This is a genomic window from Niastella sp. sgz303648 (assembly GCF_059587045.1).
On the sequence record NZ_JCAPSW010000004.1, the window covers coordinates 1 to 14,403 of the forward strand.

Annotated in this window: 16 protein-coding genes and 1 tRNA gene; 4 read left to right on the forward strand and 13 right to left on the reverse strand. The window is 41.1% G+C overall.

Annotated elements, in window-relative coordinates; all coding sequences use genetic code 11:
• Positions 1–193: 193 nt before the first annotated feature.
• Positions 194–457 (forward strand): hypothetical protein, encoded by a 264-nt coding sequence (locus AC59IL_RS12695; protein ID WP_496552511.1) that lies wholly within the window; start codon positions 194–196, stop codon positions 455–457.
• A 59-nt stretch (positions 458–516) separates the two neighbouring features.
• Here the strand turns inward: AC59IL_RS12695 and AC59IL_RS12700 are convergent, their stop codons facing one another.
• The 12 genes from AC59IL_RS12700 to AC59IL_RS12755 all read right to left on the reverse strand — a co-directional run bounded on the left by AC59IL_RS12700 (position 517) and on the right by AC59IL_RS12755 (position 10,103).
• Positions 517–912, reverse strand: a complete 396-nt coding sequence (locus AC59IL_RS12700) for a response regulator (RefSeq protein WP_496552512.1) — start codon at positions 910–912, stop codon at positions 517–519.
• Between the two features lie 207 nt (positions 913–1,119).
• Entirely contained in the window at positions 1,120–1,365 is a 246-nt protein-coding gene (locus tag AC59IL_RS12705) for a hypothetical protein (protein WP_496552513.1), read from the reverse strand.
• Between the two features lie 450 nt (positions 1,366–1,815).
• Positions 1,816–1,899, reverse strand: a tRNA-Leu gene (locus AC59IL_RS12710).
• A 304-nt stretch (positions 1,900–2,203) separates the two neighbouring features.
• Positions 2,204–3,364 carry an alginate lyase family protein gene (locus AC59IL_RS12715; protein ID WP_496552514.1) on the reverse strand — a complete coding sequence of 387 codons (1,161 nt, stop codon included), beginning with the start codon at positions 3,362–3,364 and terminating at the stop codon, positions 2,204–2,206.
• A gap of 442 nt (positions 3,365–3,806) precedes the next feature.
• A complete protein-coding gene (locus AC59IL_RS12720; protein WP_496552515.1) occupies positions 3,807–4,277 on the reverse strand; it encodes a pyridoxamine 5'-phosphate oxidase family protein in 471 nt (156 codons plus the stop codon).
• The gene (locus tag AC59IL_RS12725; RefSeq protein WP_496552516.1) at positions 4,274–4,495 is read right to left on the reverse strand and encodes a ferredoxin; all 222 of its coding nucleotides are present in this window, start codon (positions 4,493–4,495) and stop codon (positions 4,274–4,276) included. The genes AC59IL_RS12720 and AC59IL_RS12725 overlap by 4 nt, the downstream gene beginning before the upstream one ends.
• Positions 4,488–5,735: a U32 family peptidase gene (locus AC59IL_RS12730; RefSeq protein WP_496552517.1), complete on the reverse strand. Its 1,248-nt coding sequence runs from the start codon at positions 5,733–5,735 to the stop codon at positions 4,488–4,490. Before AC59IL_RS12730 ends, AC59IL_RS12725 begins: the two co-directional genes overlap by 8 nt.
• A 300-nt stretch (positions 5,736–6,035) precedes the next feature.
• Positions 6,036–6,767, reverse strand: coding sequence for a Crp/Fnr family transcriptional regulator (locus AC59IL_RS12735; protein WP_496552518.1), 732 nt, complete (start codon positions 6,765–6,767; stop codon positions 6,036–6,038).
• 415 nt (positions 6,768–7,182) lie between these two features.
• Positions 7,183–7,497, reverse strand: coding sequence for a hypothetical protein (locus AC59IL_RS12740; RefSeq protein WP_496552519.1), 315 nt, complete (start codon positions 7,495–7,497; stop codon positions 7,183–7,185).
• Between the two features lie 527 nt (positions 7,498–8,024).
• A complete protein-coding gene (locus AC59IL_RS12745) occupies positions 8,025–8,408 on the reverse strand; it encodes a response regulator (protein ID WP_496552520.1) in 384 nt (127 codons plus the stop codon).
• A 339-nt stretch (positions 8,409–8,747) separates the two neighbouring features.
• Entirely contained in the window at positions 8,748–9,230 is a 483-nt protein-coding gene (locus AC59IL_RS12750) for a CAP domain-containing protein (protein ID WP_496552521.1), read from the reverse strand.
• 102 nt (positions 9,231–9,332) lie between these two features.
• Positions 9,333–10,103, reverse strand: a complete 771-nt coding sequence (locus AC59IL_RS12755; protein WP_496552522.1) for a GH12 family glycosyl hydrolase domain-containing protein — start codon at positions 10,101–10,103, stop codon at positions 9,333–9,335.
• A gap of 190 nt (positions 10,104–10,293) precedes the next feature.
• Here AC59IL_RS12755 and AC59IL_RS12760 point away from each other — a divergent pair, with 190 nt between their 5' ends.
• Together AC59IL_RS12760 and AC59IL_RS12765 are read left to right on the forward strand one after the other, a co-directional pair.
• Positions 10,294–11,046, forward strand: coding sequence for a sulfite exporter TauE/SafE family protein (locus AC59IL_RS12760; RefSeq protein ID WP_496552523.1), 753 nt, complete (start codon positions 10,294–10,296; stop codon positions 11,044–11,046).
• Between the two features lie 67 nt (positions 11,047–11,113).
• Positions 11,114–12,052 (forward strand): hypothetical protein, encoded by a 939-nt coding sequence (locus AC59IL_RS12765; RefSeq protein WP_496552524.1) that lies wholly within the window; start codon positions 11,114–11,116, stop codon positions 12,050–12,052.
• A 70-nt stretch (positions 12,053–12,122) separates the two neighbouring features.
• On the opposite strand, the gene AC59IL_RS12770 is transcribed toward AC59IL_RS12765, so the two are convergent.
• On the reverse strand, positions 12,123–13,604 hold the full coding sequence (locus AC59IL_RS12770) for an aminotransferase-like domain-containing protein (RefSeq protein ID WP_496552525.1): 1,482 nt from the start codon (positions 13,602–13,604) through the stop codon (positions 12,123–12,125).
• A gap of 84 nt (positions 13,605–13,688) precedes the next feature.
• Here AC59IL_RS12770 and AC59IL_RS12775 point away from each other — a divergent pair, with 84 nt between their 5' ends.
• Positions 13,689–14,324: a pyridoxamine 5'-phosphate oxidase family protein gene (locus tag AC59IL_RS12775; protein ID WP_496552526.1), complete on the forward strand. Its 636-nt coding sequence runs from the start codon at positions 13,689–13,691 to the stop codon at positions 14,322–14,324.
• The last annotated feature ends 79 nt before the right edge of the window (positions 14,325–14,403 follow it).

Sequence of the window (14,403 nt, forward strand, 5' to 3'; positions counted from 1 at the left end):
ATAACTATTTTACTATCCATTGTTAAACTTCCCGGAGGGATACTTATTACCAGACTAATCGCTATTTTTTAAGCCAGCCAGCCATAAGAGCTTACACTTACATTCCCGTAATGTATTTTTTGTTTTTTTATGGCTTCATTTTTGCGCATTATGATTATTCATAATTTATTGTACTGTTTAAATTCAGTATCCTATGTGGAAACCTCTTAGTTCAACCCAAAGGGTTAATTGTGGAGATAAAATAAGATATCTTCATCCTGATGCAAAAAAAACAGAAACTTTATTTGAAGTAGTAAAAACAGACGAGCATTATTTTGAAATTCTTCCAGTTGCAGAAGATGCAGATCCCCTTCAAAGCAATTCTACAAAAAAAATTGTCAGATACTTTGATATCGGTTATAACATTCAAATAGAAGTTTGGGAAGAGCATGTAACGAATCGCCCTGTTGATGTATAAATCAAAGGGTGGTGAATAAAAATCCCAACTATGTGTCCTGATTGTTATTTTTCAATTCTTCAATGCTTTGGAATTGCAAGTAATTGTTTGATGATTGTAGTTAGTCCCTCAATAGAATGTGGCTTTATAAGATATTTAAGAGCGCCACATTCATAAGCCTTTTTAATAGTAGCCGGAGAGCTGGCAGTAGAAAAGATAACCACGGGAGTTGACTTAAGATCTGAATCCTCTTTTATTTTTCGTAAGCAATCAAGCCCATTTTCTCCCGGCATATTCATATCAAGCAAAATAAGGTCAGGTAAGGAACCTTTATTCGAATATAAATTTGTCAAAAACGTTTTTCCGTTTTTAAACCATGTGATTTGAATCGACGCATTGACTTCTTTTAATGCAAGTGAAAACAAATAATAATCGTCCGGATCATCTTCAACCATACAGATATGACGTATACCCATTTGAATTAGTATTGGTTTTGGGCAATCAGGATGTACCACATAAGCACATTCGCACTAATTAAAGCTTTCTGAAACACCTTCAGGCAGGCAATGCAAATTATATTCCCTGACATGTATTTCAATGAATACAAAAGCAGAAAGGGGCGAAACGCCCCTTTCTGCAGTACAACATTTTTGGAATAGCTTGCGCATAAGGCAAGGAAACAATTACTGTGTAGTGGTTGGAGATGCATCAGAAATGGTGTCAGGTGGAATCTGCTGCCCGATTTCAGGGTGTAAAGATTCTTCCTGCCTTCTGCGGTTAATTTCTGTCACAAGTGCATCAATATTTGCTTTGTGAAATGCAGACTCCGTTAATGTGCCACTAATAAAAGCCTTAGTATATTTTTCAGTTTCCTCTGCCAGCAAATCAATTAATGATTGCCAATGTAATTGCTGGTAGTTTTGATCCATATAAAATCATTGCCTGCAACAAATGTTGAACCATCTTTGAATTAAAAGAAGTATTCATTTGTTTTTTTTATAAAATCACCTGAACACTAAATGCTTTCATTTATAGTATTTTTCGAATAAAATACTATTTATATAAATGAGGAATTGAATGTGTAGAAAATACTCTACGAATCGTGTAATTAAGACTCATAAGCAATAACCTTAGAATAAAAATTATTTCCGAAAAAAGCGTAAAGCCACAAACGCTTAATAAAACACTGCAAATCAATTACTTACAGGGTATAATTTATGCCCGGGACAAGATTATTTTCAATGATCTTATAACAGTGGTTTTACTCAAAGGCCTTCGCCCGCTGTCGCGTGCGTTTTTTTATTTGTCTGCTTTTCCGAACAGGTTCGGGACGCTGCCAAATAAAAAAGGCCCTCCCGATTGCATCAGGAGGGCCTTTGTGCCCAGGACAAGATTCGAACTTGCACGCCGTTTCCAGCACCACCACCTCAAAGTGGCTTGTCTACCAGTTTCAACACCTGGGCACTTTTAATTGGGACGCAAATGTAATTGATTTGTTGATATTTTAAGAATACACGCATAAAAATATTGCCCCAGATTCAGGTGACCCGCCTTCGGCGGGATGATTTTTGAAAACAACGTTTTGCCACGAATTACACCGATTTACACGGATTAGTTCAGTTTATCTGATATTGAAAAACATCTGTGTTCATCCGTGCCATCCGTGGCAAATTTGTCTTTTATAATCATGTCGCCGAAGGCAACATCCTCTGCATCCGTGGCAATCACGCCGCAGGCGAGATACCGGAATTTTCAACCCAAAAAATATTACAAACCGGCTACGTTAAAGTGCGTATAGGATGTAAAGCCGAGGAATGTTCTGTCATTAGGCACACCCAGCGGGTCCTGCAATTCTCTTAAACTTTTCAGATTGCTTGTTTTGTAATAATTGTAAGCAACCTCAGTACCGGGAAATACCGGACTGGAAGAAGAACACACATCACAGGCGGCATTATGATTATAGGCTTTTCGCATATAATCGTACCCCTTTCTTAGCAGGCTCGAATTATAGGTGAACAAAGAATTATCTCCCTGAATCCTGGCCAGTTCTGCTGCATAGGCAAAAGCAGTTAATGAATACTGGTAGTGTACACAATCATTCCGATCGCAATACTCAGGAATAGTGCCGTCTGATTTAATAATGATGGGCAAATGGCTTTGGATAATGTTATAACCATTTTGATAAACAGTTGCATTATCCATGAAAATACCAATCGCCATCCGGGCATATCCTGCCGATGCATTCCAGTTATTATTGTATTCAGGCGTGTTATTGATGTAGGTATTTTTTACGAGGTTCAGGTAGTTGATGAATTGGGTAATATCAGCGTCGGCCCAGCCCGAAGATTTTCCGAATGCTTTATAATAGCGCAGTATTTCGGCTGCGGCCACAAAGCTGGGCGTTGTCCATGATGCTTCGAGCGAAGGTTGCAACGCATTGGAGCCCGACAAAACCGCATAGTTTTTAAAAGTGTACGACCAACCATTTAATATGCTGATAGCCTGTTGGGCATAGGTCATAGTACCGGTTTTGGCCCAGCGCAATGCGAGGGCATAGGCTAAAATGGCATCTTTTCTGATCTGGCTTTTTGATTCGGTAGTAGCGCCGTTTGAACCTACGGTAACAGTTTCCCAAAATTTGGTTGGAAGGGCATTGCCGTTAACATAGTCCAATACCGTTTGGTACGATGCCAGTCGAACAGCATCTCCGCCGTTCACCTCTGCTCCTATTTTGTCGAGACTTTCTTTGGTGTTCAATATACCGGGATGAACGAATGTGGTAATGGCAGCTGCGGCCACAGCAGTTTCCTCCTTTGGCGTGAATGATTCGGCCTGACCGCTTTCGTCCTGCTTTTTACACCTGAACAATAAAGCTGACATTGCTAATAAAACGATACCAGTTGTCAGGGTTTTCCCATTTCTTTTCATAGTTGTAATGAAATTTTGTTACGGATTTTGTTTGTTGAAGAAGGTGGTCAATAAACGCAAAATCGTTGCCATATTTGTTTCGTGGTAACAGGCGCCCAACAGCCGTTTTTTTACACTATCCGGTACTGACCGGTAACAAACCGCATATAATCATTGATATCAGCGAAATACAAAGAAGTTAAAATAGCAATGCCTGCCTTACGCCGGCTGTGATTACGTTAATAAGTATACTACGTCTAATCTACGTCAATCGAAAAAGGCGGACCAAATGGCCATTCGTTCCAAAATAAAAGCAGGGAAAGGGAATAGGCGACCTGTTTTTAGATTTGAATAATTATAAATATCAGGTATCGGGCTGCAGAGGTTTGGGGCTTTATATTTAACTCATCAAGATAGCAGGCGCTATCAAAGACATTATTCTTACCTATTTAAATTTTATAAATTATTTCACCGGGTGTGCCTGATTTGCATTTTCGGGATCAATAACCGCCTGTTCGCGGCTCCAGGTAAATTTCTTGCCAAATCCCAGTGAATTATCGGTGAACTTTATATTGGTGAGTTGTACGGTGTATATTTCGCCGGGTATGGCTCTGGCCACCGGATGTTTTTTATAATAAAAAGCTGAAGCATGTTGCGTCAACGGATGATCGTGAGGCAAAATAGTTCCCTGGTATTGTATTCCCCGCGATTGCAGTTTATTTAATTTATCGGGCAATATTGTACCGGCCACCAGCGGATTGCCCGACATGTTCTGTGCATGTTTTGTTTGGGCCGAAGATTTAAAATACAACAAACCATCTTCACGGTTAAAAGCATAATAGCAACTAAAACACCACGGATGTCCGTCGTTACCCACACAACATAAGGCGGAACAGGTTTGCTGCTGTAAAAACTCAGCTATTCTTTCATTCATACTACTTTAATTATCCGCACCGGGCACAAGGCTGCAATCTCTTTTGTTCTTGCAGCCATGCTGCCGGTAACATTCAGTATAAAAATTTTTTTTCTTTCGATGCCTTTCAGCAAAGTTGCTTTCCCATCTTTTTTCGACATGCGCCATAGTTCGGGCTGCTGTTCATAGCATACACCGCATCCGATACATTTATTCCGGTATTGAACAACTTTACTCATGTAGCGCTTCGTGAACAATTTTATATAATTTATCGGTGGGCGTTACTTTACCGGTAACAGCAAAAGTTACGCTATCACCTTTTACAGCTTTGCTGCCTTCGGTACCATTTACCCGCAACGTTTCTACTTTCTGTTTCATCATACCGTAATGCCGTCCGGTGGCCATCAGCACATCACCGCATTGTAAACTGCCCGATTCAATAACAAACTCCCCTACCCCTATTTTCGGATAATGCCTGACCCCTTTACCTATGTATATTTTTTTCTCTGTGGCTGCCGAACCGGGATGCGGTGTAAATTCGCCCAGGCTTCTGCCGAGGTAATATCCTTCCCAAAAACCACGGTTATATACTTTTTCAAGCTCCTGTTTCCAGCCATTCACTTTCTCAATCGAAAAAGTTCCGTTATGTACAGCATCCATCGCTTCGCGGTAACAGGCAGTAACTACCTGAACATAATCGGCCCCTTTTGAGCGGCCTTCAATTTTCAGCACATCCACTCCACTGTTTATTACCTGGTCAAGTATATCTATCGTACACAAATCTTTTGGCGACATGATGTACTCGTTATCTATCACCAGCTCCTCACCCGATTCAACATCTTTCACGATATATGGCCTGCGGCAGGTTTGCACACAGGCGCCCCGGTTGGCCGAAGCATTTTGCGCATGCAGGCTTAAATAACATTTGCCCGAAACCGCCATACATAATGCCCCATGTACAAACACTTCAATTTTCACCAATTCGCCCGAAGGCCCTTTTATTTTCTGCCTGTTTATAATTTCAGTTATATGCTTAATCTGTTTTAAAGTAAGTTCTCTTGCGAGCACTACCACATCGGCATACTGCGAAAAAAATTTCACCGATTCAATATTACTTACGTTGGCCTGAGTTGAAATATGAACAGGTATCTGCATTTGCCGGCAATATTCCATCACAGCAAAATCAGCCGCAATTACCGCATCTGTTTTATGTTTCTTAACTTCTTTTAAAATAGTTTTCAACAGTTGCATATCATGTTCATACATAACGGTATTAAGCGTGATATACGACTTTATGCTGTTTGCCCTGCAAACAGCACTGATTTCTTTTATGTCGGCTACAGTAAACGAACCAGCCGAACGAGCGCGCATATTCAATTGCTCAACCCCAAAATAAACAGCATTGGCGCCGGAGTTAATAGCCGCCTGCAAACTATCGAATGCTCCTGCCGGAGCCAGCAATTCAACCTGTTTGAACATATTCTGTTGCCGTTAATTCACCTGAGCTGTAAAAGATGCGCAATATTAATGTAAGAGCAATCTCCGAAATATGATTTTGATCAGCTTTTCTCAAAATAGTAATTACTCTCATTACTTCTATTGAGCTGCATCATAGTTTATACAATCAATATTAAATAACTTCATTACAGCTATTCATAGGATGTTGGAATTAAAAACAAAGCCTCCCGATTTATCGAGAGGCTTTACTCATACACTACATGTCCATTTTTTCCCGTTTGATCATTACTAAAAACACAAATCTTACTTTTAATGTATAATTCAATTCATCATCTTTCTTAGCCTGGGTTCGTTAAGAATAATAATAATGCCATCATTAATATCGATCAGCTTTTCCTGCCTGAACTCGCCCAGCGTTCGTATCAGCGATTCGGTAGCAGTGCCTGCAATATTAGCAATGTTATCGCGGCTGATCTTTATGGTATTTTTATATTTTTTGCTTAAAAGCAATAACGCATCGGCCACCTTTTTTCGAAGCGAGTTGTAAGCCAGTCCTACCAGCATCTCTTCTTTATCGGTAATACTTACAGCCAGCAGGTTTATAAACTTTGTTGCCATTTGCCGGTTGGTTGCCATTACCAGCTCAAACTCGTCTTTGGGAATAAGGGCCAGCTCGGCATATTCAACCGCTACTGCAAAATCGCGGTACACGTTGTTCTGCAATAAAGCTACATATCCCAGGTAATCGCCTTCGCTATAAATACCCGTGATCAGTTCCTTCCCTTCGCCATTGCACTTATAGGTTTTTACAATGCCTTTCTTTATATAATACAGATATAAAGGATGATTGCCCTCGGCATAAATGATCTGTTTCTTTTTATACCTGTTTATATTTCTGTTTTCCAAAAAAGATGCTGCCATTGTTTCGTTTGTAACTTCAATACCTGTTCTTCGATTATTAACAGTTGATACATTACCGTTAGCCGGTTGCGGTATATCGCCCGCTATCCTGCGCATGTTGCTGCTATTTTCAATAACGAGAATTTGTTTCATTGTTAAGAAGGTTTTGGAATCAATAAAATAGATGTCCGATTCCGGAAACAATTCCTGAATGGAAACCAACGGCAACCCGATTATGTTTAATTTGTTTTCTTAGAATCGCTGGACCTTTGCACCGGGGAAACAGATATATGTAGAAAGAAGCTTTTCAGATCAATAATTGGTTTTCAGGAAATAAGGATTCACATAATGAAGAGTCAATCATAAGTTGTTGTTAACGTTAGTTCCCGAGGTCAAAACCAATAACACAACTAATATATTGATATTTTCTTAATATATCAAACTGTATGATACTTTCTGCCTGAAAATGAGTGATAAATTTACTTTTTATAAGTAGTACCATATATGTTTTGTTAGCCTGCAACACGGGCTGTTATTACCTGTAATGCTATGGCAGAAAGATGCCTGTTCAATCGCCAATGCTTATGCCGATACCATAATGTAAAGTTTCGGCAAGCATTTTAAAAGCCACTCTTTCTTCAACGCCTGCTTTTCCAAAGCCTGAGGGGCATAACGATATGCCTGATGATGGATCATATTTCAGCACCAGGATACCTGTGCCAAAACAAAATTGCCAGTAAATAATGGTATCTTCTTTCGTTTTATTACAAAAAGAAATGCCCATCTCATGGCGCAGCCAGTCGGCCGTTGTGTAAAAACAGGAACTTTCGCATGGGGGCGTAAGTACTACTTCGGGATATCCGTTTTTTGTTTGCAGAATCATACCAGCTTGTTTTACATCAATTATACAATGAGGAAGTTTCGCAGGATATCGCAGTTGTGCAGGAATTGATCTTGATTAGTAAGGTATATTTTTTACACATCAAAAACTATGACCACCGTCATAGTTTTGTAGTTGTATATGAAGACTTATCCATTAATTGACTAAAATCAAAAATTAAGCACCTGCCATGCAGGTTGATCTTTTGCAATTACATTCTGCGTATATTAGTGATGGTATGATGCCCGGGCATCGTTTTAGCCGGGTGTTGTTTGGTTTTAAAGTTAATGATCCGGCCTTCACAGGCCGGATCATTTGTTTCAATTAACAGTTCAGGCGGGCGCATAATGGCTACTTATCCTTTGACGCTTTATGCGCTTATAAATAAATCCGGCCGCAACTGGCCGGATTTATTATTTCATTTAGGGTTTGTATTTGTGAGCATTCTATTACACCCACTTATAACGCACTGCAACGCAATACAAATAAGCTCCTCTATACGGGGAGCTTTTTTGTAACTGTACCATTGATTAATTATTTATGATCTGCAATAACGTTTTGTTCAGTTCTTCAAAAGGAGCATCTTTTGAAATAAATCCATCTGCTCCTAATTGTTTTGCCTTGCATACAAATGCACTTGTATTATGCATCGAAAAAAACAGGATCTTAATTTGCGGCCAGTTTTTTTTCAGATGAACAGCTGTTTCAAAACCATCCATTACCGGCATATTAATATCAAGCATGCATATTTGCGGAGCATCTGAATCCGCTAATTTATCAAGAAACGCCTTCCCGTTCTCTGCTTCCATAATCACTTTATAACCCAGCAGGCTTAAACGTAAACTCATGGCCTGTCGTATCAGCGCATGATCATCTACTATGGCAATAGTAACGGCCAATGGTGCATTATTCATAACTATTCTATAAGAAATAATAAAAAAAAATCTCCCGTATCAAAGTGACCCTTTGATAAAAATCAAACTAATCAGAAATTATTTAAGGAAGGATTAAAATAAACCGGGTATAAAAGGGCTTATACATGCCATTAAATTTTTTCCGGCAAGCACTATGCGATCAATGGGGTATCTGAATTGCCGGCAAAAATAATAAACCAATGAGGACACTAACAAATAAGGATATATGAAATATGTAAATCAGGCGGGTATTTTTCAGATCAGTAAATATTTTTATTTACTGAAGCTTATTTTTCAATTGCGTTTGATCAAGTCATTTATAATAGCATGCTGTATTTATTAACGGTGACTGCCAAATTCCTGAACCCAATAAGTACCAGTATTGGCAGCGCCCATTTCGGTTTGCAAACTATCCATCATCGCTTTGCAATGACTTTCACTTTTTGTCCAGGCATCCATCACATCGGCCAGTGAAGTAAATCCTTTGGCTATGTTTTCAGATACATAGTTACCCAAATACCCCAGTAACAGAGCGCGTTGTATGGGCGAAGTGCCCGATGGAGAAATATGGCTGAAATATCCCTGTGCCACCATGTCATCGGCATGTTCTTTGGCGGCGAGGGTAAGGGTATCGTTCCAGGTGAGCGCAGCAACAGGCGGCATAAAATCAGTACCGCACATACAGCCTTTTGTACGCAGGTTGTTCACCGCCGTCAGCATGCCTCCTTTATCGTTCCAGTCTGTCGTTGTTTCTTTTTTGCAGGCCTGCAAAAACAAAACAATTATGACCAACAGGAAACGGATATTTTTTATTGTATACATTACTACCTGTGCTTTTAATTTATAAAAGGCATCCGATGGGCCCGTTGTAAGTACTTATCTTTTGCGGGTATTCCACCGGATGCTTTTAACGGGTGCATTTAATTAGTTAAAACTAACCGAATAGCTATTGGTAGTATAATTCATCCCCGAACCGTTGGTACCGTAGCACGAAGTAATTTCGTACCCAAACTGTACATCGCCCATTGTAATATCGCCAAACCATCCCAGGTTGCGGATGTAGTTAGCAATGGCCCTGATATCGATAGTGGTGTTATTGGTTTTTGTAGTACGTAAAAAAGAATATACATTATTACTGCCGTTATTACCTCTGAACACGTTCCAGGTAGCACCGCCTACCGAAACATTGGTATATACCGGCACCGGATTGCCTGCTGCGTTCCAGTTATACGAAATAGGCTTAATATTACCCGATCCGTCGCTGTTACTGGTGTAGTTCATCCACAGCATAATTTCATGTTGCTTGTTATTATCCCAAACATCATAAGCCGAGCTCCATGCGCCACCGGATGGCGTAGTAACACTGATGCTGCTTGTTAGTGACCCTAACGAACTAAGGGTTCTGCCTACATACCGGGTACTGTTAGGATACGATTTTATACCTCCCGTGTTGGGGTGATTGGCCCATATGCCCCAGTTACTATAACTGTTGGCCCACATGTTTTGCGATCCGGCGCCGCTGCCCCATATATTGTTGTATAAGGTATACCCTCCGTTGCTCCAGGAGCCATACTGGGCGCTGGTTGACCAAACGGCCTCTACTTCGGGCTTTTCAGAAGCGGCCTGCTTTTTACAGGCAGTAATGGAAATGGCAGAAAAGGAAATGGCAATGGCAATCATTAGTTTCTGATTCATGTGACAAGTTTTTTTGTTTTAAAATAAATAAATCGAATCGTTTAATGCCCCGCCCTTGCGGAACTGCCTCATGAAAGTACCACCCCACTCTCATACACAGGGTAGCTGAATGTTTATAATAAGGTGTCGATTTGATAACACCGCCTTTTATATACATTATATTTGAAGCTTATCATTACACCTGAAAAGAATGGGATTATTCGCCTCTTACTCAATAAGCAGCCTGGTATTGATAGCGTTGTCGGCCTTTATCATCGGCTTATCGAAAGCCGGTTTAAAAGGCATCGATATGTTGAACGTAACCATTATGACCATCGTATTCGGCGGTAAGGCTTCAACCGGCATTGTACTGCCCTTGTTATGCGCAGCTGATATAATGGCAGTAAAATATTATCACCGGCATGCTCAATGGCCGCACTTCTGGAAACTGATTCCCTGGATGGTGGCCGGTATACTGATAGGCGTATTTATTGGCAAAGACCTGAATGAAGCTATTTTTCGAAAAATAATGGCAACTATTATTGTACTTACAGTGGTCATTATGCTCATCATGGAATTCAGAAAAACGACCACCATACCCAACAATAAATTATTTACGGCGGGCATGGGGCTGGTATCGGGATTTACCACCATGCTCGGTAACCTCGCCGGTGCATTTTCAAATATTTATTTTCTGGCCATGCGCCTGCCAAAGAACGATTTCATTGGTACCGGCGCCTGGGTGTTTCTGGTGATGAATTTATTCAAACTGCCTTTTCAGATCATTTATTGGAAAAATATTACTACTCCTTCCCTGCTTACCGACCTTGCCCTGCTACCCTTTTTAGCTGCAGGTTTCTGGTGCGGCCTTAAACTGGTCGCCATTATAAAAGACGATTTGTACAGGCAGGTTGTGATTGCATTAACATTAATCGGCGCTGTTTTTATTTTTATGAAACATTGAGCCCGGCAGTGCTTTGAATTTCCTGTTTAATAGAATATTTTTGAGCGCAATTTTATACCCTTAACCCATGAAACATTTAACCCCGTTGTTTTTAGCAGTGCTTTGTTTTGCCTGTGGCTCAAAAGAAAAGAAGTTAAAGCAGAACCCAACTTCCAAAAAAGAAATACATGCCCGGAATGCCGCTCCTGAGTTTAATTATGGCAATGCTGCATTATTGGAATACGACAGGTATTTAAATCAGCTCGACACCGAAAGTGTTCAATCGGGTTACCAGGCAGCAGAAACCTTTCAAAAGCTTTTCAAAACCCAACCCGCCGCTGTATGCGATACGGCTTTTTATATCTTTAATCAGTTTCATGCCCTTTTGTGTTCGTATCTTAATGAACACATGTCTTCAGATTCCATTAACTATGAGCAAATGATCCTCGAAGAGGAAAACGGACATAAACCGGTGCTTTCGAAAAAACAAAAAGCAGTTGCCCGTGCACTGGAAAAAAACGGGTTTGGCCTTGATTCGGAAGAAGGCCAGGCATTCATTGTTCAGAACCAGAAATTCATACCTGAGGTATTCAATAACTATGTTTCTGCTCCTATGAAACAATATCTTGCCCAATTAAAAAAGGAACAGGCCGAAGGCTACGAGGAAGATGCAGGGCTCACCATTTCGCCCAACCAGCTGGCAGATCGCGTGGTGTGGTGGGAACAGTTTTCAAAAGCCAATCCAAAATTTATTTATGCTACCGCGTGTGGAATGAACTATAAATACTTAATGCATGTGTTGCTCGAAGGGATGGACAATACTTCAGTAAGGGAATATACTTCAGACAATAAAGATTCTTTAAGTGACTATTTTCATACCGCATATACTTACGTTCAAAGCAAATATGCACAATCGAACACCAATGCGGTGGTAACGCCTTATTTCAACGCCTGGTTAAAGAACGATACCGCTGAAGTAAGCCGCATATTGAACAAATTCAAAGAGGAAAACGGAATTATTTATTAAACAATAGGCAATGGGCAACAGGCAATAGACAAATAGAACCACCACTTGCCAATTGTCAATTGCGCATTGCCTATTGTATGCTGCCTTTCAGTAGTTTTCTTATAATATCAACGCACTGCTCCAGCTCGGCCGGTGTTGAAGATGCAAAACCCAGCCGGGTGGCATTCAATACCGGAGCAACATCATCATTTCTAAAACCTTCGGAAAAATACAATTCATGCTGCTCCATTGCTTTTTGCGAAAGTCTGGTAAGATTAACAGCTACATCAAAATGCGTCCACACAGCCATACCGCCAACCGGTACCTGAAACTGTACATATTCACCGAGCTGTGTTTTTAGCAAATCGCAAAACACTTCTCTTCTTTGTTTGTATTTGCGCAATGCTTTTCGCAGGTAACGTTGAATAATACCGTTTTGTAACAGTTCGGCAATGGCGTTTTCGAGCATGGTATCGCCCTGCCGGTCGATGATGCGGCGCAGTTGCGCCAGATGACGGATCACATTTTCCGAAGCCACGAGGTAACCCACCCGAAAAGCCGGTGAAATACTTTTTGTAAAAGAACCGCAATACAAAACCATCCCTGCCTTATCGGCGCTCGCCAGCGGCAGCAAGGGTTTGCTCAGGTAATGGAAATCGTAATCGTAATCATCTTCAAAAACTATAAACCCATATTTTTCTGCCAAATGAAGCAATTGAATGCGACGATCGGCCCGCAATGGAACTGTAGTAGGATAAAAATGGTGCGATGTTACAAACACCATGCGTACCGGTTTGGTGCGGCAGATCTGCTCCAGGGCATCTACCACAAGACCATGTTCATCGATTGGGATTCGTATAATATTGGCGCCCGCCTGTAAAAAATTCATATTGGCCCCGCTGTAGCTCAACTCGCCCACTACCACATTATCGCCGGGCTGTATAAACGCCGTGCTGGCGAGGTATACACCCATTATGGTTCCCCGAATGATGATTATGTTTTCAGAGGTGATTTTCAAACCCCGGGTATCATTTAAATAGGAAGCCAAAACCTGCCGCAGCCACAAGGAGCCCAGGGTATCGCCATAGCCAAACCGAACATAAGGATTACCCGTTAACAGCTGGCTTCTGTAAGCCCTTGCCAGTTCTTCAACCGGCGCCAGCCGCGAATCAGGAAAACCATCGTCTAAATGAAATTTGTATTTCGACTGAACAATCGCACGATTCAGATGCGGCAAAGGATTAAAGGCAAAACCCGCCACCTGTACCGGATTGGTAACCGGGGCGCTGCCATTGAGTTTTTGCGGTCGAAATTCCGGTAAATTTTTGGCTACAAAGGTGCCGCTGCCGGTACGGCTCTCGAGCCAGCCCTGCGCCAGCAATTCGTCATATGCCTGTATAATGGTTTTACGATGAACATTCAGCCAGTCGGCCATTTGCCGGGTACTTGGCAAACGGTGGCCTGCCTGCAGATTACCATCTTTAATGAATACCATTAACTGATTGGCAATTTGCAGATAAACCGGTTGCGGACTGGCTTTGTTTACTGAAAGTAATGTTGAAAGTGCCTGCATTGTATAATTGGACTACCTGATTTATAAAAACCGGATGATTATCCCCATCCAATAAAGATACAATTTTGTAAAAAACAAAACATCATGACGCAGCAATCACACCTTATTCCCAGCCGACTGGCAAAAAGGGCGCATTACGACCAGGAAACGATCTATGAAATTTTAGACGAAGCGTTGTACTGCACCATCAGTTATGTAAAAGATAACAAGCCGTTTTCAATTCCTACCGCTTTTGTGCGTTATGAAAATAAGATATATATACATGGCTCGGTGGGCAGTCATTTTATATGGGAACTCGAAAAAGGAATACCTGTTTGCATAACAGTAACACTGATCGATGCATTGGTTGTGGCCAAATCGGCCTTTCACCACTCGATGAATTACCGGTCGGTAGTGCTTTTTGGGCAGGCCGAAAAAATTGAAGATGCACACACAAAAACCGAAGCTTTTAAATGGCTTACGAACAAAATAGTGCCCAACAGCTGGGATTATCTGCGGCCGGTAAAACAAAATGAAGTACAAAAAACAACCGTACTTGCTTTTGACGTAACAGAAGCATCTGCCAAAATACGAACCGGTTTGCCCAATGATGATGAGGCCGATCAATCGCTGCCCATCTGGTCGGGACTCATTCCGCTTGAAACCACCAGAAGAGATCCGCTGGCCGATAGCTTCAGCACCGATATTCCGTTGCCGGTGCATTTGCACCCTGTGAAATGATGAGTTGCATTTGCTGAAAGCGAAAGTTCCTGCAAAGGCGCCAAGCAGTTTATTGTTTGAAGTTTGAAGTTTGTGGTTT

Excerpts from the sequence above, each read along its gene's own strand:
- AC59IL_RS12700 (WP_496552512.1), bottom strand. The coding sequence starts at position 912 with ATGGGTATACGTCATATCTGTATGGTTGAAGATGATCCGGACGATTAT.
- AC59IL_RS12740 (WP_496552519.1), bottom strand. The coding sequence starts at position 7,497 with ATGATTCTGCAAACAAAAAACGGATATCCCGAAGTAGTACTTACGCCC.
- AC59IL_RS12715 (WP_496552514.1), bottom strand. The coding sequence starts at position 3,364 with ATGAAAAGAAATGGGAAAACCCTGACAACTGGTATCGTTTTATTAGCA.
- AC59IL_RS12735 (WP_496552518.1), bottom strand. The coding sequence starts at position 6,767 with ATGAAACAAATTCTCGTTATTGAAAATAGCAGCAACATGCGCAGGATA.
- AC59IL_RS12705 (WP_496552513.1), bottom strand. The coding sequence starts at position 1,365 with ATGGATCAAAACTACCAGCAATTACATTGGCAATCATTAATTGATTTG.
- AC59IL_RS12720 (WP_496552515.1), bottom strand. The coding sequence starts at position 4,277 with ATGAATGAAAGAATAGCTGAGTTTTTACAGCAGCAAACCTGTTCCGCC.
- AC59IL_RS12775 (WP_496552526.1), top strand. The coding sequence starts at position 13,689 with ATGACGCAGCAATCACACCTTATTCCCAGCCGACTGGCAAAAAGGGCG.
- AC59IL_RS12765 (WP_496552524.1), top strand. The coding sequence starts at position 11,114 with ATGAAACATTTAACCCCGTTGTTTTTAGCAGTGCTTTGTTTTGCCTGT.
- AC59IL_RS12730 (WP_496552517.1), bottom strand. The coding sequence starts at position 5,735 with ATGTTCAAACAGGTTGAATTGCTGGCTCCGGCAGGAGCATTCGATAGT.
- AC59IL_RS12695 (WP_496552511.1), top strand. The coding sequence starts at position 194 with ATGTGGAAACCTCTTAGTTCAACCCAAAGGGTTAATTGTGGAGATAAA.
- AC59IL_RS12750 (WP_496552521.1), bottom strand. The coding sequence starts at position 9,230 with ATGTATACAATAAAAAATATCCGTTTCCTGTTGGTCATAATTGTTTTG.
- AC59IL_RS12725 (WP_496552516.1), bottom strand. The coding sequence starts at position 4,495 with ATGAGTAAAGTTGTTCAATACCGGAATAAATGTATCGGATGCGGTGTA.
- AC59IL_RS12745 (WP_496552520.1), bottom strand. The coding sequence starts at position 8,408 with ATGAATAATGCACCATTGGCCGTTACTATTGCCATAGTAGATGATCAT.
- AC59IL_RS12770 (WP_496552525.1), bottom strand. The coding sequence starts at position 13,604 with ATGCAGGCACTTTCAACATTACTTTCAGTAAACAAAGCCAGTCCGCAA.
- AC59IL_RS12755 (WP_496552522.1), bottom strand. The coding sequence starts at position 10,103 with ATGAATCAGAAACTAATGATTGCCATTGCCATTTCCTTTTCTGCCATT.
- AC59IL_RS12760 (WP_496552523.1), top strand. The coding sequence starts at position 10,294 with ATGGGATTATTCGCCTCTTACTCAATAAGCAGCCTGGTATTGATAGCG.